Source organism: Paraburkholderia sp. A3BS-1L (genome assembly GCF_051125215.1).
GTDB lineage: Bacteria > Pseudomonadota > Gammaproteobacteria > Burkholderiales > Burkholderiaceae > Paraburkholderia.
The window spans coordinates 1,697,122-1,717,216 of record NZ_CP120443.1 but is presented as its reverse complement, the minus strand read 5'-3'; the positions used below and the strand labels follow the sequence as shown (position 1 = coordinate 1,717,216).

Sequence of the window (20,095 nt, the reverse complement as noted above, 5' to 3'; positions counted from 1 at the left end):
GGCACGCGGGCCGGTGGCGGATTTCGCCGCTGTCCGGCCCGCTAGTTCCCCGCATCGTCGTCCACGCACAACTGCGGGTCGGCCACGAGGCAATCCTCGTTCGACTGCACCGCCATCCCGCGCGTCTTCGTCGCCGATTCCTGGGCGGCCACGTGCAGTCCCTTGGGCAACAGCAGCCACATGCGCAGTCGTTCCTTGGTGCGGCTCGCCTCGGCCTGCGCGGACTGGCCGAAGCCATAGAAGTAATCGGCGCGCACTGCGCCCTGGATCGCGCCGCCCGAGTCCTGCGCCATCATTAGCCGATTCACCGCGCCGGGCGTTTGCGGGTCGTCGCGCGTGGCGACGAACACCGGCGAGCCGAGCGGCGTCGTGCGTGGATCCACGGCTATTGAGCGGCCCGCCGAAAGCGGCACGCCCAGCGCGCCGATCGGTCCGTTCGGCGAGTCGGGGATGGGCCGGAAAAACACATAGCTCGGGTCGGAGATCGCGAACGCGTGCTTGGGCTGCGTGTTCGCGCCAGGCACGGTGGCGAGGTTCGCGCCCGCGCCCGCGTTTGTGCTAGCGTTCTTCGCCGCCGCTTGCTGAGCACTCGCCACGGCGGGCCGCGCCGCGCCGCTCGCCGACGGACCGGCGCTGGCGAGCTTGAAGCCGCGCAACAGCGGCGAAGTGGGCTGGTCGTCGTCGCTGTCGTTCGCGCCCGTCGACGATGCGCCGCCGTCCCGCGAGCCTTGCGGGCCGTTGGCGCTGGCGAGCAGTTCGGGGCCACTGCTATCGGCACCTCCGCCGCTGTCGTCGGCGACGTCGATTTCCATCTCGATGCCGCGCACCTTGAGCTTGCGTCCGCTCGCGCCCGCGCGCGCGACGGGCGGCTCGAAGGGCCGGCCGTTCTGCTCGGCATAGGCCACGCGGCGGATGGTGCCGTCACGCATGCGGATCTTGCCCGAGCCCTGCAGCTGCATCGAATAAAGCAGCACGGGATCGTCCACCCACGCAAGCACCGGCGCGCGCGCCGCGCCGCGCTCGATCTCGGCGCGCGTGTAGTACGGCACGATGCGCGTGCCGTCCAGGCGCAGGCGCAGTTTCTTGTCGCGGATATCGGGGACGCTGTCGCGCAGGTCGAGGGTGTAGACGCCCTTCGCGCTGTCTGGCTGCGCGCCCGGCAGCGGGATCACGGTGCGTCCTTCGATGCGCGCCGCCGTGATGTTGCCGCGCGCCGCGCCGCCGAGCCGGCGCGCGTCGAGGTAAAGCAGGTCCTCGGGCACGCCGTAGACCGCGTAGACGTAAGCGCCGCCGGGCTGGCGGCTGCCGTTCAGGAGCGGCTCGTAGTAGCCGGTCATGGTGCCGTCGCGGCTGCGGTCGGTGTAGCGGATCTGGTAGACGTCGAAGTACGTCTCGAAGAAGCGGCGGATCGCGGCGGCGCTGGCCGCGTCGACGCCGCGCGCGGCGGCACACGGCGCGCTCCAGCCGTTGCGCGAGCCGAGCACGCCGCAACTGCGCTTGAAGGCGTCGAGCGAGCCGCCCAGATCGTCGGCGCTCCAGCCGGGCAGGTCGACGAAGCGCGCGGTCTGGTACCACGCATGGCGCGTGGAGAACGCGGCAACCGGTGCGCCAGGCGAGGGCGGGGCAGCGGAGGCGGCCGTGGCCTGAGCGGCGGAAGTGGCGGAAGTGGCGGAAGTGGCGGAAGTGGCCGGCGCGGCGGCAGCGGCTGCCGTAGCCGGTGCCGGACTTGCGGCCAGATTCGTGGGCGTCGTTGGCGCCGATGGCGCTGCATTCGCGGCAGTCGCCCTTGCCTGGGAGGGCGCGGCCGCGGCCGCCGTCGCCTGCGCCTTGCCGGCCTGCGCTTGCGTGGGCGACCCGATGATCACCGAGCTAGCCGGATTGTTGCTCGCGCAGCCAGCGAGGGCGGTTGCCGCTGCTGCCGCCGCGAGCAGAAAGAGCGGTCTGTCCATGACGGTCTCCTATGGCCTGTGGCCTGCGGCGCTACGAGCGCGGTGCCTGGCCGCTGCCGCCGACCACGTCGATCTTGAACGTCGCCGCGCCGAAGGCGTTGCTGCAACTCGTGGCCGCTTTGGCGCAGCGCGCCTCGCCCGCGAACGGCGACGCGCTCGCCGTGCGCTGCGCGGCGGCGGCCTGCTGGGCGCTCGCGGGGAAATCGGCGAACACGTCGCCCGCATGCAGTCCGGCGCTCGAGAAATCGCGCGGCTCGGGCGATACGATCACGAGAAAATGGATCGGCCCGGCGGGCGCGTCGGCGAGCATCGGCCAGCTCGCGCGCGGCAGCGTGAGCGTCTGCCCGGCGGCGATCGTGTTGGCCTTGTCGCGGCCGTTGGGCAGCAGCATCAGATAGTTGCCCTCGGGGTCGACCATGAAGGCGTAGACGCGGCCCGCGCGGCTGCTCGTCACCTGGAATTGCAGAAAGTCTTTCTTGATGCGCGCGGTCGTGCTGCGCAGGGTCGTGCGCACGTCGATCGAGGGATCCGCGAGTGCAACGATGCGCTCGAACTCGCTGACCGGCGTGTAGGGGGCAAGCGTGGCGGCCGACAGCGCTGCAGTGGCGGTGCTGACGCTTGTCTGCGGAAGCGCGGCGGCCGTGGTGGCTGCGGAGGGCGGCGGCACCGGCGGCAGGGTGGCGGCGGCGCTCGCCGTGGCAAGCGCGACGGCGGCGGGCGCGCTCGCCGGGGCCGGCGCTTTATCAGCCCGCGCCTTGCCAGCCGGCGTGATATGCAGCGTTATGCGCGGCATCTGTTCGGATCGCTGCAGCGCGACCCACGCGCCCACGGCAGCGACGATGACCACCCCCGCGCCGATCGCCAGCGGCACGGTGCGTTTGCGGCGAGCGGGCGCTGCCGTGGAAGTCGTGGCTGTCGTGGGCGTAGCGGGCGTCGTGAACGCAGCGGCTCGCACCACGGCAGGCGGCGCTGCCGCCGCCGAAGCCGCCGATGCCGGTCCAGCTCCCGCCGCCCCCGGCAACGGCAACGCGCTTTCCCTTTCGCGCAACGTATAAGGCTGTGCGAACTCCTGCCCCGCGCCCGCGTGCCCGGCAGTGGCATCGCCGCCTGCCATGATGCCCAGCTCCGCTGCGAGCGCGCGCACGTCCTGCGGGCGCTCCTCGGGCCGCACCGCGAGCGCGTGGTCCATGGCGCGCAGGAATGCGTCGCCATAACGGCCCGCCGCCGTGGTGGCGAGCGGCGCGTAGGTGTCGCCCATCAGCCGGCCCACGGAGGCGGGCGGCGTCTTGCCCTCGATGGCGTAATAGACCACGGCCGCGAGCGCGTAGATGTCGGTCCACGGGCCCTGCTTCATCGACGGCACCTCGGCATACTGCTCGACCGGCGCATAGCCCGGCTTGAGGATCACCGTGAGCGCCTGGGTCATGTCGCCGATCACGCGCCGCGCCGCGCCGAAGTCGAGCAGCAGCGGACGCTGGCTGCCCTTGAGCAGCATGATGTTGTCGGGCGCGATGTCGCGATGGAAGCACTGCGCGTCGTGCAGCACCGCGAGCGCGTCGATGAGCGGCGCGAGCAGCCCGCGCAGCCAGGCCTCGGTGGGCGGCATGCCGATCTGGCGCAGCGTCTCCTTGAGCGTCACGCCTTCGTAGTACGGCATCACCATATAGGCGGTGCCGTTGGCTTCCCAGAAGCGGTAGACCTTGACGAGCGAGTGATGGTCGAACTGCGCGAGCAGCTGCGCCTCGTTGATGAAGCTCTTCAAACCCGCACGGAAGGTGTCCTCGTGGCGCTGCGAGCGCACCGTGACATCGGCGCTGCCGGCCACGCGCGCGGCGAGCGCGGCCGGGATGTATTCCTTGAGCGCCACGTGGCGGCGCAGCAGCGTGTCCCAGGCGAGATAGACGATGCCGAAGCCGCCTTCGCCGATCAGCCCGGCGATCTCGAACTCGGCGATGCGCGTGTTGATCGGCAGCGCCTGGTGGGTGGCTTCGGGCGCGGCGGACGTGGCCGGCGTTGCGCTCGCCGGGTCGTTCGGGCTTGGCTCTGCCGGCTGCGCTTGAGCCGCCTGCGGTTGAGGTGGCAACGGCGGTTGCATCTGCGTCGGCATCAGCGTTTGTACCTCTGTGGCCGCTGCTGCGCTGGCCGGCGGCGCGTGCGCCGATGCGTCCTGAATCGTCGTTGCGTTATCCGAGCGTGGCGCGTCCTGTCCGGTGGCCGGGGACACGATGACCGTCTTGTCGTCGGGGCTGCTGCTCATGCTGCTCATCTAGCGGAGTTCCGTGTCGGGCGAGGCTGGACGCACGCCCATCCAACACCTAGACGAATCGGCATGGCCGATTTTGAACGCGTCGCGTTGTTTCGCGATGGTTCGCGATGGCTCGCGCTGGTGCGGGGCGTGCTGCGCGCTGGCCTGTGTACGTTAGCTCAGACGGAATTTTCATGAGCGCTTTCAAAAATCCTCGTCCCGTTTCGTCTTAAGACATAGGAATTGGCCCGCCGGACGCTGCTCCGGCTGCGCGCTCCGGGGCCCGGTCGCGTGATGTTTCTTTCCTGCAGGAAAGCGAAGTGAACGAACTCGAACATCGGTTGGGCTCCGGGCAGGCTGGCGCGCCGCTCGCCCGGACGAAGGCGCCGCTGTGTGCGCCGCTACGTGGGCCGCTGGGCGCGCTGCTGTGCGCGTGGTTGCTCGGCGTTGCCGCGCCGTCTGCCGCACACGCGGCGGGCAATGCGGCAAGCAGCGCCGCCAAGCCCGTCGCGGCTGCGCCGGCCGGTGCCGCGAAGTCCGCCGCAAAATCCGCCGCGAAGTCCGCCGTGGACGCTCCGGCCGCGGGCCTCGCGCCCGAGTCCCGGGGCTTTCGCGAGGCCGCCGAGCGCGAGCGCGACGCCGAAACGCTCAAGTCGCTCACCGACGAAGGCCGCCTGCTGCTCTCGCGCGACCGCGTCGCGCTGCCGGCCTACGACTATTGCAGCATGTCGGTGGCGGCGGCGGAGCGGGGCGATTTCCGTGACAGCATCAACGCGGCGGCGCGCGCGCTGGTGGTGGCTCAGCGCACCGATAACGCCGACCTCGTCGCGCTCTCCAAGCGCGATCTCGCGATTGCCTACAGCTACGCGGGCGACCTCGACGACGCCGACAAATACGCGCGCGAAGCGCTCGCTTCCCAGCCGAAGCAGCCCGAGCAGGTGTTCGCGCCGGCCAACAAGGTGCTCGGCGACGTGGCGCTGCGGCGCGGCGATGCGCAAGGCGCGCTCAAGGCTTACGACGACGCCTTGCAGACCGCCTCGCCGCGCTTCAAGCCGCTGGTGCTGCTCTCCATCACCAATGCGCAGATCGCCGCCGGCGACACGGCTGCCGCGCGCAAGACGCTCGACTCGACCGACGTGAGCGGCGAGCTCGCGCCCGCGCGCGGCCGCATCGAAGGCAAGCTGCTGCTCGCCGAAGGCAAGCCCGCCGAAGCGCTCAAGGTCTACCAGGCGCAGCTCGCCGGCACGGGCGGCGGCGGCGCGAGCGAAGCCAGCTACGACAACCTCTGGGTGCACGAAGGCATGGGCCGCGCGTATCTCGCGCTCGGCGACAAGGACCATGCGCGCGAAGCCTATCTCGCCGCCGTGGACGACTCTGAAAAAATCCGCTCGCGCTTTCGCAGCGACGAGTTCAAGACGGGCCTCTTCGGCGACACGCAGTCGGTGTTCGAAGAGGCGATCAAGCTGAGCGTCGATGCGGGCGACTACGAAGGCGCGTGGAGTCTTTCCGAGCGCAGCCGCGCGCGCGCGCTGCTCGACGTGGTGCGCAACCGCGTCGAAGCGGGCGTGGACGACCAGCAGCTGAACGGCACGGTGCCGACGCTCCAGGCGGTGCGCGCCGCGCTGCGCCCCAACGAGGCCATCGTCGAGTACCACAGCCTGAAGGACACGCTCGTGGTGTGGGTGATCCGCAAGAGCGGCTTGTCGGGCGGCTTTATGGGCTACCGGCTGCCGCTCAAGCGCGCCGACATCGACACGGCCGTGACCGACGTGCGCAACGCCATCGTGCACCGGAGCAAGAACGCGATTACCTACGGCGACAAGCTCTATGCGCTGCTGATCGCGCCGCTCGCGCTGCAGCCCGGCGAGCGGCTCATCATCGTGCCGCACGGCGCGCTGCACTATCTGCCGTTCCAGGCGCTGCACGGCCCCGGCGGCTTCCTGATCGAGCAGCACCCCGTCGCGCTCGAGCCTTCGGCGAGCGTGGCGTTGCAGCTCGAGGCGCGCCGCCAGAAGGTGGCGAGCAGCCTCGTGGCGTTCGGCAATCCGCAGATCGCGCCCGCGTATGCGCTGCCCGGCGCGCAGGCCGAGGTGGAGGGCATCGCGCCGCTCTTCGCGACCAGGGAGCTGTTCCTGCAAAGCGCCGCCACGCGCGCGCAGTTCCGCCAGAGCGCGCCAGCCGGGCGCGTGCTGCACGTCGCCACGCACGCCCAGGCCGACACCATCGACCCGCTGCACTCGCGCATCCTGCTCGCGCCCGCGACCCAGCCCGCCGACGGCCCCGACTCGCTGCTCGCGCTCGATGTCTACAACCTCAAGCTCAACGACGTCTCGCTCGTCACGCTCTCGGCCTGCGAAACCGGGCTCGGACGCATCGCGCGCGGCGACGAAATCCTCGGCTTCACGCGCGCGTTTTTCTATGCGGGCGCCACGAGCCTGATTGTGTCGATGTGGCCGGTCGCCGACGAGTCCACCGCCATCACCATGCGCACGTTCTATTCGCAGCTTTCGCAAGGCCAGGAAGCGATCGACGCCATGCGCGCCGCGCAGCTCGCCGTCATGAAGGAGCCGCGCTTCGCGCACCCGTTCTTCTGGGCGCCGTTCGACCTGATGGGCGGCTGGCGTCTTTCCATCGCGCGCGGATCATGACATGAAAAGAGGAATCCGAACGATTGCCGCGCTCGCCTGCTCGGGCAGCGCGCTCGCCTGGGGGCAGGTGCCACCGGGCGCGGGCAGCATCCCCCCGATCCAGACAAGGCCGGACGTGGGCAACGTGCTGAACCAGGCGCTGCCGAACTCGGGCACCATCCTGCAGCAGACCGAGCCGCGCGACACGCGCCCCGCGCCGCTGGACGGCGCGCCCGCGCTGCCTGCGACGCCCGCGCCGGGCGCGCCGACCGCACAACCGGGCGCGGCCAGCTTCGTGCTCAAGGGCATCACGCTCAAGGGCAACGACACGATCCCGAGCGGGGAATTGCTCGCGCCCGTGCAGGGCAAGATCGGCAGCGAGGTGAACTTCGCCGGCCTGCAGGCGATCGCCGCGCAGATCACCCAGGTGTACCGCGCGCGCGGCTATGTGCTGGCACAAGTGGTGATCCCGCCGCAGGATGTGACCTCGGGCCAGGTGACGATGAGCGTGCTCGAAGGGCGCGTGGGCCACGTGCGCCTCGACGTGGCCGCCGGCACGCCGGTCAAGGAGTCGCTGTTGCGCGCGCGGGTGGAGCAGATTCCGGTGGGCGCGCCGCTCCAGCAGCAGGTGCTCGAGCGCACCATGCTGCTGCTCTCCGATCTGCCGGGCATCACGGTGACCTCGGCCATCGAGTCGGGCAGCGAGCCCGGCACCGTGGATCTCACGATCAACGTCGCGCCCGCGAAGCGCTGGACCTTCGCCGCCGATCTCGACAACTACGGCGCGGCGACCAGCGGCACGTGGCGGCTGGGCGGGCTCGCGCGGCTGAACTCGCCGTTCGGCATCGGCGACAACCTCGACTTGCGCATCCTCGGCGCGGAGCGGCTCGACACCGTGTATGGCCGCGTGGGCTACGAAGCGCCGGTGAACGCCTACGGCACGCGCGTGGGCGTGGCCCTCGCGCGATTGAATTACACGCTCGGCAAGGAGTATTCCGCGCTCGACGCAACCGGCGACGCCACCGTGGCCGATCTCACGGTCACGCACCCGGTGCTGCGCACCCGCGACCAGAATCTGCTCGCGCGCGCGAATCTGGAGTTCCGCGACCTCTCGGACAACATCGGCGTCGTCGACGACCACAACCGGCGCTCGATGGTCGAAGGCAGCGTGGGGCTCACCTACGAAAGCCGCGACGCCCTGTTCGGCGGCGGCTTCAATAGCGCCGACGTCGAACTGCTGATCGGCAGCCTGCACTTCAAGGACGCCGCGAATTACGCCATCGACCAGTCGCAGTTCGGGCGCAACACCGCAGGCAACGAAGTGCGCGCGACCTTCTTCGCGAACCGGCTCAACGCGGTGACCGGGAAGGTGAGCCTGTTCGTCGGTTTCTCGGGGCAATGGGCGGCGACCAACCTCGACAACTCCTCGCGCTTCCTGCTGGGCGGGCCGCACGCGGTGCGCGCCTATTCGCCCTCCGAAGGCCTGGTCGACGAAGGCTTCGTGGCGACCGCCGAAGTGCGCTACGCGGTGACCTCGAAGATCACCGCGTTCACATTCTTCGACTTCGGCACTGGCTGGTACAACGCGAACCCGCGTCCGAACCAGGGGCCGAACAACATCACGCGCAGCGGCGCGGGCCTGGGTGCGTACCTCGCGCTGCCGTACGGATTCGCATGGCAGGGCACCGTGGCGTGGCGCACGACGTCGCCCGACACGACCGGCAACGACAAGCTGCCGACGTTCTATATGCAATTGAGCAAGACGTTTTGAAGCAGTCGGCCAGACGCGGTCGACCAGACGATGCCGGCGAGGTGTGCGATGAACAAGCGGGGCGGTAATCGGCAGGGCGGGGCAGCCGGCAGGGTCTCAGGGCGGGTTACAGAGCGTCAGGGACGCAAGGCAAACGCGCGCCCGCTCCAGGCGAGGGCCATCGCAAGCGCGATTGCGCAGATCACTGCGGCGCTGTTCGAGGCCACCTGGGCCACCTCGCTGCTCGCCAATCCCACCGGTGCGCAGGTGGTGGCCGGCGGCGTGACGGTGAGCTCGCCTAGCGCCTCGCAGATGAACATCACGCAAAGCACGCCGAACGCCATCGTGAACTGGAACACGTTCTCGATCGGCGCGGGCGAGGCGGTGAACATCGCCCAGCCCTCGGTCTCGTCGGCGCTGCTCAATCGCGTGGTCGGCAACAACCCGAGCGATATCGCCGGGCGCTTGAGCGCGAACGGCCGCGTCTTTCTGGTCAACCCGGCGGGCGTCATCTTCGCGCCGGGGTCGTCGGTGAACGTGGGATCGCTGGTCGCTTCGACGCTGAACATTAGTGATGCTGATTTTCTGGCCGGGCGCTATCACTTCATCGGCAGCTCGCCGGCGGCGGTGCGCAACGCGGGCACGCTCACCGCACAGGACGGCGGCACCATCGCGCTGCTCGGCGGCACCGTGAGCAATACCGGCACCGTGGCCGCGAAGCTCGGCACGGTTGCGCTGGGCGCGGGCCGCGATATCACGCTCGACTTCGCGGGCGACGGACTCACCACGCTGAAGATCAACGCAGGCACGGCGGGCGCGCTGATCGGCAACGCGGGCACGCTCGCCGCCGACGGCGGCACCGTGGTCATGAGCGCGCAGACCGCCGATGCGCTGGCGGCCACGGTCATCAACCAGCAGGGTATCGTGCGCGCGCAAAGCCTCGCCGCGCGCGATGGACATATCGTGCTCGACGGCGGCACGAGCGGCCAGACCTTTGTGTCGGGCACGCTCGACGCCTCGGGCGGCGCGGGGCTCGCGGGCGGGCAGATCGACGTGACGGGCCACAACGTGGGCCTGCTCGCGGGCGCGAATTTGAACGCGAGCGGCGCGGCGGGCGGTGGCAGCGTGCGCGTGGGCGGCGGCGCGGCGGGCGCGGACCCGACGATCCGCAATGCGGATGCGGTGTGGATGGATCCGAACGCGCAGATCCATGCGGATGCAACCACCAACGGCAGCGGCGGGCATATCGTGGCGTATGGCATCACGGCGGCGCGCCTTTATGGCGAGTTCAGCGCGCGCGGCGGACCGCAGGGCGGTGATGGCGGACTGGTGGAAACCTCGGGCGCCGCGCTCGATGTGAAAGGCGCGACGATCGATGCGTCCGCCGCGCATGGCAAGGGCGGGCAATGGCTGCTCGACCCGGACAACATCGTGATTTGCGCGGAATGCGTGGGCGCGGCAAGCGTCACGAGCGGCGCCACGGTCGTATTCGGTCCGGTCAGCGGTCCTGTCAGCGACACTTACCTCTACCAGGGGGATATCTCGGCACAACTGAGCAACGGCACGTCGGTGAAGGTGGCCACGCCGGACGGCAACATCAGCGTGTTCCCGTTCGTCACCATTTCGAAGACGGGCGGCGCCGACGCTACCCTCACGCTGAGCGCGGGCGGGTCGATCTCGCTTGGCTACTCGGTGAGCATCACATCGACGGCGGGCGGGCTCGGCATGGTGTTCGACGCGAACGTGGGCCAGTCGACGAGCGGCAACGTCATTTCGATGGATGGCACGTTCGGTGCGATCTCGTTGCAATCGAACGGCGGCGACATCACGATCGGCACAAAGACGGGCCAACCGTCCACCTTCGACGGCGCGGCGGTGCTACTCGCGGATACGAACATCGATGCGCGCGTGAGCCAGTCCGCGGCGAATGCGAGCGGCGCGGTCACGATCCACGGCCAGGCCCCAGGCGCCGTGGCGGTCAGCGGGCAGAGCCATCTCGACGCAGTAGGCATCTACAGTTCGAGCATCTTGACGTCGACGGGCGACATCGAAATCGAAGGTAACCAGGGCAGCGGCACCAACACGCCGGTGGGCGGCGTGTACATCAGTTCGGCCGTGCAGCCTCAGCCGGGCGCCGCGCCGACGGGCGGCTCGACTGTCTCCGCTGGCAGCGGCTCGGTGCGCATCTACGGCATCGGCGCGGATTCGCTCGGCAACGAGCCTTACCAGGTCTCGGGCGTCGCCATCGACGATGGCTCGACCATCCAGACTAACGGCGGCTCGATCGACATTCGCGGGCAGGTGTCGGGCGCAAGAACGGATCAGACCAACTACGGCGACCAGGGCGTGATGATCGCCACCGGGGCGACGCTGTACGCCCAGGGCGCGGGCGGCCAGATCGCCATCACTGGGTCCAGCAACGCGACGAGCCAGGGCGTCTCGATTTCGAGCTACCTGGGCGGGACGTTTACCGCCGCCCCCAACATCCAGACCGGCGCGAACGGCACCGTCACGATACGCGCGGCCAACAACGGCATCACCGGCAGTTTCCTCGTCTACGGGACGCCTAACGTCTCGTCGCCGGGCGGCACGCTCGTCATGCTGCCCGGCATCGTCAATTCGGACTTCAGCATCGCCAATGCCGATGCCACGCCGATCAACGTGAACGACGGCGGTGGGGGCTTCGGCATCGGCACCTACGCCATGGGCATGCTGTCCGCCTTCTCCAATGTGGTGATCGGCAGTTCGACGCAAACCGGCCTCATCTCCGTCGCGCCCAGTACCACGGTCTCGACCAATCTGACGCTGGAGGCAAACGGATCGGGCAGCCAGGGCATTTCGCTGCCGTCCGGAATTTACATGCGGGAAAACACCTTGACGCTGGTCTCGGCAGGGCCGGTCACGCAAGGCGCGGCGATCAATGCAGACTGGCTCGTGCTCGGCGGACCGGGCGCGTTCACGCTCACGAACGCGGGCAATTTCGTGAGCTTTCTTTCGCTCAACGGCACCGGCGACGTCTCGCTCGTGAACACGACCGGCACCGTGCTGGAAGCTGCGCCGGCGCTGGTTTACAACACTGGCACGGGCTCGCTCGGCTCCCTCGGCAGCGGCGCGCTGACGCCGGCCGGCAATGTCAGCGTGTCCACCACCGGCGGCGATATCAATCTGGTTTCCCCGGTGCTTGCCTCCGGCAGCAATACGACGTTTTCGCTCCAGACCAGCGGCAATATCAATGTGGCAACGGAAGGGCCGATGAGCATCGGCTCGACTGGCGGGCCCCTCAACGTCGTATTCAACGCCAACATGGGCGGCACGGCGGGCAACAATCTCGTCTGGCTCAACCAGGTCGCGCTCGACACCCATGGCGGCACCTTCACGATCGGCAACACAGGTTCGAGCCAGGTCAGCATCCAGAGCTCGACCCTCGCCACCGAGGGCGGCGCCGTGAGCATCGCAGGGACGAACAGTTTCGGCGATGGCGTCACCATCGGATACAGCACGATCAATTCGGCTGCCGGCAACATGACGATCTCGGGCACCTCGCTCTACGACGGCAACGGCATCACCTTGAATCAGAGTTCAGTCGGGAGTACGAATGGCGCGATCCAGTTGAGCGGCATCGGCGACGCCACCTTCATCGGTCCGTCGTCCACCTATAGCGGCGTTTCGATCTCGGGCGTGGGCCCGGGCGGCACGCCCGCCATCGACGTGACGGGCAGCGGCGCGGTGACGCTAACGGGCACGATGCGAAACGGACTGGGGACCGGGGTCGAGCTAACGAATGCATCGATTGCCGCGAACGGCGGCGCGGTTGCGCTGACCAGCACGGATTCGGCATCGACCGCTTCGACCGGCATCCAGCTCAATACCTCGAGCATCGGCAACACCGGCGGGGCCGTGACGCTCACGGGCAACGGCAGCAGCAGCGGCATCGCGCTGAGCTATTCGCTGATTGCCAACGGCACGGGAGCGACCACGCTCAACGGAACCGCAACCGGCCCGGGCACGGGTGTTCTGCTGTCCCAAAGCGGCGTTCACGCGGCGGGTGGCGCAATCGCCGTGAACGGCGTGTCGAGCGCGGCCGGGCAAGGTGCGAACTTTGGCGTGCAGGTGCAGGGCGATTATGTGACCAGCCAGGGCGGCACGAGCGGCGGCGCGGCGTTCAGCGACACGGGGAGCGGCGCGATCAGCATCAGCGGCACGTCGAGCAACGCCGTGGGGTTTGCCTATGGCGTGTCGATCAACTCGGCGACGCTCAACGGCGCGGGCGGCATCCAGACGAGCGGCACCGCGACGGCCTGGCTCGGCTTTGGCTTCACGATGTCGGGCAGCACCTTGAGCGCGAGCGGCGGCAATGGGGCGATCGGCATCGCTGGGACGACGACGGGCAACTACGGATACGGCGTCGACATCGGCCAGTCGACCCTGACGACGGCGGGCGGCGCCGTCACGCTGACCGGCATCGCCAACGCCAACTCATACGGGAGCGGCGTCGTGCTGTCGAACACGCTGGTCAGCACGGGGGCCGGCAACGTGCAGGTGGCGGGGACGGTGAACGACGCACCGGGCCAGGCCTATACGAGCGGCTATGGCATTTCGGCCTACGGCAGCTCGATCCAGACCACCAGCGGCAATGTGACGTTGAGCGGCACGACGACTGGCGCGACCGGCTCCTCATACGGCACGTCCCTGGGCGGCGGCTATACCGCGAACGGCAGCACCACGGTGCAGCCCACGATCCAGACCGGCAGCGGCGCGATCGCGATCAACGGCAGCGTTCCCGCCACGAGTTTCGGCAGCATCGGCGTCGATCTGACCGGCGCGAGCATCGCTTCGACCAGCGGCTCGATCACGCTCACGGGCCTCACCACGGGCACACCCACGGCGGGCCTTTCGTCGACGGGCGTGGTGCTCGGCGCCGCGAGCCCGGATTCCAGTTCCGTGGGCTTGGTGAGCCTCTCGACGACGCCGCCGCCCACGACGCTCACCACCGGCAGCGGCACGCTCTCGATCCGCGGCAGCGGCTCGGGCGCGAACTCGCAGGGCGTGCTCGTGGCCGACGGCGCGCAGATTGTCTCGACCAACGGCGGCGCCATCGACATCCGCGGCGTGGTGACGAGTCCGACCAGCAGCGCGAGCGGCGCAAATATTCAGTATGACTACGGAACGCTTGTGTATAACGGCACGATCGCGGCTACCCAGCCCAATACCGTGATTTCGATCGCGGGCTCGACCAATACGTCGGACGCGGGCCTGGCTTTCGGCAGGGTGGCGGTGCCGGCCAACTTCAACTACGCGCCGGGAACCGTGCAGGTGAACGCAGGCCCCAACGGCACCGTCGCGCTGCGCTCCGCCAACGACGGCACGACGACGAGCCTCGCCGACAGCGGCGCGCCCATCACGTCCGCGGGCGGCACGCTCGCGATTCTGCCCGCGAGCGTCGACCCCACGACCTTTGCATTCGTCGCTTCGGACAGCACGCCGATCACGCTGTTCGGCACCGGCGCGGCGGGCTTGAGCATCGACGCGGCCACGTATTCGCTGTTCACCGGCTTCGCCACGCTCGCGCTCGGTTCGAGCACGCAGACGGGCCTCATCACCGTGAGCGGCGTGTGTCCCACGCAAGGTGCATGCACGTCGCTCGTCAAGCCCGCCGTGAACCAGAGCCTCACGCTGATGAACATGGGCAGCGGCAGCCACGGCATTCAACTGCTCTACGGCATCTCGCTCGGCAGCAACACGCTCACGCTGGCCTCGGCGGGCGCGGTCACGGACCCGGGCGGCATCCAGGCCGCCGGGCTGCTGCTCGCGGGGCCGGGCACCTTCACCCTCAACGATCCCGAGAACAACGTGGGCGTGCTGGCCATGCTCGACGCCGGCAACGTGAATTTCCTGAATTCAACGAGCTTCGTGATCGGTCCGATCGTGAGCCGTTCGTTCGACGCGGCATCGAACACGGCCACCACGATCGATGCGACCAACTCCAGTCTCACCGGCAACCTGCTCGCCCAGGCCGCGACGGGCAGCGTGGGGCTCGGCGGCGGCACGGCGGCGGCGAACGGCCCGACCGGCGGCAAGAACACCAACCTGAGCGCGGGCGGCACGATCGACCTCGTGATGGAGAACGGCGTGTTCACCAACAATGGCACCGGTACCTTGAGCGCGGCCAATTACTGGCGCATCTGGGCCTCGACATGGGTGGGCGAGACGCGCGGCAACGTGCAGCCCAATACGGCACAGCCGAACTTCTACGGCTGCACCTTTGGGGCGGGATGCAACTGGGGCGGTGTCGTACCGCTCACGGGCGATCATTTTGTGTACGTCGCGCGGCCCACGGTGATCGTTACCGCCAATGGCGCGACAAAGATCTATGGCGCGCCGAATCCGAACTTTGGCTACAGCACAGCGGGTCTCGTCAACGGCGATACGACCTCGTCGCTAAGCGGCACGCTTTCGACCGGCGCAACGAGCGGTTCGCTGCCGGGACAATATGCGATCGATCCGGCGTATCTGTCGAGCGTCGGCTATATCGTGCAAAACGTGCCGGGCACGCTGACCGTGACGCTGCCGTATCCGCTCGATCTGCCGCTAGCGGTGAGCGCGATGCAGTCGTTCTTCGGCATGAGCGAGAAGACCTTCGTGTACGAGAACAACCTGCAGGGCACCAATATCTGCGTGGGCTCGAATCAGCCGCTCTTCACGACCGCCCCGCCCGGCAGCGATCAGGATCTGCTCGCTGTCGAGTGGAAACGGGTGCGCTCGCAACCGAATTTGAATAGCTGCATGCTGTTGAACGGGCAGCACGGCTGCGGGGATTTCTAAAGTGAGCAGACCCTAGGTTCTCACATAGGGATCGAACTTGGGATTGGCCCCCTTCGGGAAGGCGATGCGCGCCGATGCATTGCGGTTCTCCATCTTCTCCATTTGCATATAGGTGATGATCTCGTCCACTTCCTCTTCCGATTTCCTCAGCTTCTTGACGAGATAATCGCGCATGTTGTACGTGGATTCGCGCTTGGCCATGCGGGCGCGCAGAAACGCTCGCAGGACCGGGCAAAATTCCGGCGACGCATCGCCAACCAGCCACATGTTGAGATTTTCCGGGGAGCGAAAGTCGAGCTTGTCGTTGCCGATCGAGGGGTCCGTGGTCAGTTGATCGAGGAGGAAGGTCCACAGATTGGTCTTGCCCTTCTGCCACGGTGCGATGCTGGCGAATACCGTGGCTTCCTGGTTCACCGGCACGGTCTTGAACGCGCCCGCCCGGATCAGGATGTACCACTGCAGGCGGTGGCTGTATTCACCGTGCTTCTCTCCAGCGCCAACATCCTTCCAGTGCTGCTTCAGCGCCAGCGACTCCTTGAACACATTCCCGTAGACGAAGCCGGCATAGTTCGGGAGCCGGTCGCCGACAACCACGAATCCGTGGGCGCGCTCGAACTCGTCCAGCGAGGCCGTCAGAAGCTTGGAGAAGTCGCTGTCCTTCTTCGGCGGAGCCTTATTCGCCTTGTAGGCCGCCTGCTGATTCTGGAAGTAATCGATCGCCCGCGATTTGGCGGAATAGTATTTGTTTATCCGCTGCGTCATGTCCGCATCCAGCGCGATCAAGGCATTCCGAATGACGGGTTCACCGCGGAGGTTGCCTCGCAGGCCGCAGGACAGATAGAAGCCCATCCGCAGATAATCGTTGAAATGGGGCGACTCGCTCAACAGCTTGCCATCGACCTTCAGGTCCTTGTCATCGAAGGCTACTTTCAATTCTGCACGAATCTCTTCCAGCGATTTCATCTTGATTCTCCATGGGATGGCAGCAACCATCGCGCCGGCGTGGCCGCCGCAACATCGGTTTTCAATGCACGGGCTGTTGCGATATTCAGGATGGTGGGATCAACAGGGTTGCGTCGGAATCCTTAGGGTTCGGCACGTCGACAGTTTCATCGGCCTCTACCCAGATCGCGCTCGCGCTGAAGTTGTCGTTGCCCGCTCTCGCGTGAGCGCGGACATGCGCGGCCAGCGCCTCCAGCCACGCGCGCGGGCTCGCGGCCTGCGCGAGCGTCTCGAGCATGGTGGCCTCTTCTACGTACTCCCAAAGACCATCGGTGCAGATCAGGAACGCGTCGCGTGCGCATAGCCCGAACGTGCCGGGCCGCGCCGCGATATTTAGCCCTTCGAGCGTGCCGAGCGCCGAGAACAGCACGTTGCGGCGCGGGTGATGGCGCGCGTCCGCGGCGCTGATGAGGCGCGCGTCCACCATGTCCTGCACCATGCTGTGGTCGCGCGTCTGCGCGACGATCTCGCCCGCGCGGAAGCAGTAGAGCCGCGTGTCGCCGCAATGCGCCCAGGCCGCGGTGCGCCGTTCGCGGTCGATCGCGAGCAGCGTGGCCGTGGAGCGCATGTCGCGCAGCGCAGTGCCGCCGTGCGCCTGCTCTTCCACGATGTTGGCGTTCGCATGCGCGAGCGCGTTGGCGAGGCGCTCGCCCGTGGGCGGCAACTCGGCAAGCGTGAGATAGCGCAGGTCGGCGAGCACTGTGTCGACCACGATGGCCGATGCGGTGTCGCCGCCGCCGTGGCCGCCCGCGCCATCGGCGACCACGCAGTAGAACAGCCGCCCGCTCGACCAGTCGCCAAGCGAGTCTTCGTTGCGCTGCCGCCCGCCCGGATCGGTCAGGCTTGCGAAGGCCAGTTGCACTTGCGCTCCCGTCTCGTTGCGGGCTTCCCCGTGGTCACTCGTGAAGTTCGTGGTTGCAATGCGGGTCATGCATCGGCGCGCACTGTTGCGCCGGGGCCGGCACCGGTGCCGCACGCGCGCCGTGCTCGTGCCGCGCGCGCGGCGCGCCCTGCGCGAGTTGCGATTGCTCCGCGAGAATGCCGAGCACGGCGAGCAGCGCAATGCGGTTCTCGACCGCGATCTCGATGCCCAGCGTTTCTTCGATCCAGCGTCCAATGCCGGTGCGCGCGAAGTCGGCGGGCATCGCCCCTTTGCGCAGCGTGACGCCCAGCTTGCGCGCGCGATGGTGATACGAGGCGATGCCGTAGCGTGCGGCGATTTGCGCAAGCCCGCCCTTTTCGGCGGAGAGCCAGCCGAGCGTGCCGGCGAGCAGCAGTCGCGCGGCTTCGTCGAGGCCGCTGATGAAGCGCACGGCCGAGGCGCGCACGCTGTCCTCGTCGAGGCCGTACTGGAACAGCGCGGCGCTGACCGGATCGGCGTGCATGGCGCTGCGCTGATCGAGTTCGGCCAGCACCTCGTTCTCGTCGATCGAAACGTTGCGCCGATGGCTCGCGCTGCGCAGGCAGTCGATCAGGTAGCGGCGGAAATAGCTGCACACGGCGTGGTTGTTCGAGGGCGCGCTATGCGCCGGAAAGCTCATTAATTCGGCTGCGGGCGTTTCGAGGCGAAAGACCTTGCTGAAGAGAAACTGCGAAATGAGCTCTTCCTTGTCTTCGGCCAGCGCTTGAAGCTCGAACGGGTGATAGCCGGTCAGTGCGCGCTGCACGATGGTATAGAGCGAAGCCATTTCTGCATGGTTCAGAGCAGTGCGCCGCTGCCAGAGATCGGGCAGCGTGCACGGATTGTCCATGCCCTCCATGAGCGCTGCGCTTTCGATGTTCGACACGTTTTCCCCTCGTATCGCGTTTTTAGGCTCGCTTCGCGTGGCGCGCATCCAGCATGCATGAATCGTTGGATTGGCTGTAGCGGGTTCACGTCGAGTCTATTAGCTGGCCGTGCGTATGACAAGCGTGAAAATCTGCAATGGCGTGTTTTAAAACATCTAGCCGTTCGGTGAATAAAAATTCTAAAAGATCGGCTCTAGTGGTTTACGCGATCAGAATAATGAATTCGGATTACGTGGCGATAAAGCGCACGCGCGTTATCGAACATGTGACGGAGAAGAGTCGATCGTTCGGTATCCTTCGTTAGCGAACGTCACGTGCTTCAAGGCATGGGATGACGCCAGGCGAGACTCACTTTTATAGTCATCCTGCATGATGGTTAACCCTTGGAAAATAAGGGCTGAAAGCGTCTGTGTGGGAGCGATTCCACTGCAGTAAGATGCGTCTGGATCGCGCGCCCGGACATGCCGGACAAGGCGAGATCGAGGTTTGGACGATTGCCTGCATGTCACAACGACTACTTGAAAGACAACTGGATTAAATGCGTGGCGAATTTATGAAAAATCGGGAACATGGTTTGCATCGAGGTGCGCTTTTCTTTTGTACCCGCCGTGCTATTCTGATAGCGACTCGTTAAGCTTCGAGCACCGATGGCGCTTGCGAATTCGGACTCCGCTGTACCAGGAAATATCAGAAATAGGTTCAGCCGCGCGCCATGCAATTTTTTATCCGCCTTAATACGCTTGCCCGGGCAGTAACCAGAACATAACCAATTCCACACGGACCACGGACCATGGCCATGCTAGATGCCGGGGCGCTGCTCGCGGAAGTGTCTTCCGCGTTGCCTTGCGGCGAGGACGTCGAATACGATCCGGCGTTTCTCGAACTCGAGCGCGTCGTGCACGGCAAGCCCGACGTGCAGTATGGCAGCACTGTGGTCGAGGCCGTTCCGCCCGACTGGAAGGAGGCGCAGGCGCTCGCACTGTCCCTGCTGGAGAAAAGCCGCGATCTGCGCGTGGCCGCGCATCTGGCGCGCGCGCTGCTCAATCGCACCGGCTTTGGCGGCTTTAGTGAAGGCCTCGACCTGATCGCCGGCATGCTCGAACAACGCTGGGCGCATCTGTATCCGCAGCTCGATCCCGACGACGACAACGATCCCACCGCGCGCGTGAACGCGCTCGCGGGTCTCGTCGACTCCACCACCACGCTGGCCGAGGTGCGCGAAGCGGCGCTCGCCATTTCGCGCGCGCACGGCGAGGTGACGCTGCGCGACGTCGAATACGCAACCGGCGAGATTGCCGTGCCGGCGGGCGTGACCGCGCCCACGCTCAGCTCGATCGATCTCGCGATCAGCGATGCGGGCGAGAACGCGCGCGAATCGCTCGCTGCCTTGCGGCGTGCGCTCGAGGCTGCGACGCGCATCGAGACGGTGATCATGAACAACGTGGGCGCGGCGCAGGCGATCGACATGGACCCGCTCACGCGGCAGCTGCGCCATGCCGTGGCATTTCTTGGCGAGCGCGTGCCCGAGGAGCAGGCATCCGCGCCAGCGGAGCTCGCGCAAGACGGCGCGCCTGGCGGGGCGCCCGCCGTGGCCGTTGCCGCAGCGCCCGCGCGCGCGCCGGGCGAAGTCGAGTCGCGCGAGGACGTGCTGCGCGCCCTCGATCGCATCTGCAAGTACTACGAAACGTATGAGCCGGGGAGCCCTGTGCCCTTGCTGCTCAAGCGGGCGCGTCGGCTCGTCGACAAGAATTTCATGGAGATTCTGGAAGATCTCGCGCCCGACGGGCTTGCGCAGGCGCGCCAGATCGGCGGCGTCCAGAGCGAGGAGTGACGTTAAGGGCCTGTTGTTCGTGTGAGCAGGCGCTGGTTTATCCGCAACGCCGCCCCGCGGCGCGCCCCAATGCGCGCCGCC

9 protein-coding genes are annotated in these 20,095 nt (G+C 67.5%); 4 read left to right on the top strand and 5 right to left on the bottom strand.

What is annotated here, in order from left to right:
• Window positions 1-41: 41 nt before the first annotated feature.
• Entirely contained in the window at window positions 42-1,949 is a 1,908-nt protein-coding gene (gene mltA / locus P5W99_RS22785) for a murein transglycosylase A (protein WP_434663087.1), read from the bottom strand.
• A 31-nt stretch (window positions 1,950-1,980) separates the two neighbouring features.
• Window positions 1,981-4,215 carry a serine/threonine-protein kinase gene (locus P5W99_RS22780; protein ID WP_434663085.1) on the bottom strand — a complete coding sequence of 745 codons (2,235 nt, stop codon included), beginning with the start codon at window positions 4,213-4,215 and terminating at the stop codon, window positions 1,981-1,983.
• Window positions 4,216-4,514: 299 nt separating this feature from the next.
• Between P5W99_RS22780 and P5W99_RS22775 the strand changes: the two genes are divergently transcribed.
• From P5W99_RS22775 to P5W99_RS22765, 3 genes are read left to right on the top strand one after another with little or no spacing between them, the layout of a single operon-like run.
• On the top strand, window positions 4,515-6,842 hold the full coding sequence (locus P5W99_RS22775) for a CHAT domain-containing protein (RefSeq protein ID WP_434663083.1): 2,328 nt from the start codon (window positions 4,515-4,517) through the stop codon (window positions 6,840-6,842).
• A gap of 1 nt (window position 6,843) precedes the next feature.
• Window positions 6,844-8,592: a ShlB/FhaC/HecB family hemolysin secretion/activation protein gene (locus tag P5W99_RS22770; protein ID WP_421025651.1), complete on the top strand. Its 1,749-nt coding sequence runs from the start codon at window positions 6,844-6,846 to the stop codon at window positions 8,590-8,592.
• Window positions 8,593-8,640: 48 nt separating this feature from the next.
• On the top strand, window positions 8,641-15,393 hold the full coding sequence (locus P5W99_RS22765; protein ID WP_434663080.1) for a filamentous hemagglutinin N-terminal domain-containing protein: 6,753 nt from the start codon (window positions 8,641-8,643) through the stop codon (window positions 15,391-15,393).
• A gap of 12 nt (window positions 15,394-15,405) precedes the next feature.
• On the opposite strand, the gene P5W99_RS22760 is transcribed toward P5W99_RS22765, so the two are convergent.
• The 3 genes from P5W99_RS22760 to P5W99_RS22750 all read right to left on the bottom strand — a co-directional run bounded on the left by P5W99_RS22760 (window position 15,406) and on the right by P5W99_RS22750 (window position 18,182).
• Window positions 15,406-16,356: a LirA/MavJ family T4SS effector gene (locus P5W99_RS22760; protein WP_421025649.1), complete on the bottom strand. Its 951-nt coding sequence runs from the start codon at window positions 16,354-16,356 to the stop codon at window positions 15,406-15,408.
• Between the two features lie 85 nt (window positions 16,357-16,441).
• On the bottom strand, window positions 16,442-17,326 hold the full coding sequence (locus tag P5W99_RS22755) for a PP2C family protein-serine/threonine phosphatase (RefSeq protein WP_421025648.1): 885 nt from the start codon (window positions 17,324-17,326) through the stop codon (window positions 16,442-16,444).
• Window positions 17,292-18,182 (bottom strand): hypothetical protein, encoded by an 891-nt coding sequence (locus P5W99_RS22750; protein ID WP_421025647.1) that lies wholly within the window; start codon window positions 18,180-18,182, stop codon window positions 17,292-17,294. The genes P5W99_RS22755 and P5W99_RS22750 overlap by 35 nt, the downstream gene beginning before the upstream one ends.
• Before the next feature lie 791 nt (window positions 18,183-18,973).
• Here P5W99_RS22750 and tssA point away from each other — a divergent pair.
• Window positions 18,974-20,014, top strand: coding sequence for a type VI secretion system protein TssA (gene tssA, locus P5W99_RS22745; protein ID WP_421025646.1), 1,041 nt, complete (start codon window positions 18,974-18,976; stop codon window positions 20,012-20,014).
• The last annotated feature ends 81 nt before the right edge of the window (window positions 20,015-20,095 follow it).

Bases quoted from the DNA above. Each gene is read 5' to 3' on its own strand.
- tssA (WP_421025646.1), top strand. From the start codon at position 18,974: ATGGCCATGCTAGATGCCGGGGCGCTGCTCGCGGAAGTGTCTTCCGCG.
- mltA (WP_434663087.1), bottom strand. From the start codon at position 1,949: ATGGACAGACCGCTCTTTCTGCTCGCGGCGGCAGCAGCGGCAACCGCC.
- P5W99_RS22765 (WP_434663080.1), top strand. From the start codon at position 8,641: ATGAACAAGCGGGGCGGTAATCGGCAGGGCGGGGCAGCCGGCAGGGTC.
- P5W99_RS22770 (WP_421025651.1), top strand. From the start codon at position 6,844: ATGAAAAGAGGAATCCGAACGATTGCCGCGCTCGCCTGCTCGGGCAGC.
- P5W99_RS22755 (WP_421025648.1), bottom strand. From the start codon at position 17,326: ATGACCCGCATTGCAACCACGAACTTCACGAGTGACCACGGGGAAGCC.
- P5W99_RS22760 (WP_421025649.1), bottom strand. From the start codon at position 16,356: ATGAAATCGCTGGAAGAGATTCGTGCAGAATTGAAAGTAGCCTTCGAT.
- P5W99_RS22780 (WP_434663085.1), bottom strand. From the start codon at position 4,215: ATGAGCAGCATGAGCAGCAGCCCCGACGACAAGACGGTCATCGTGTCC.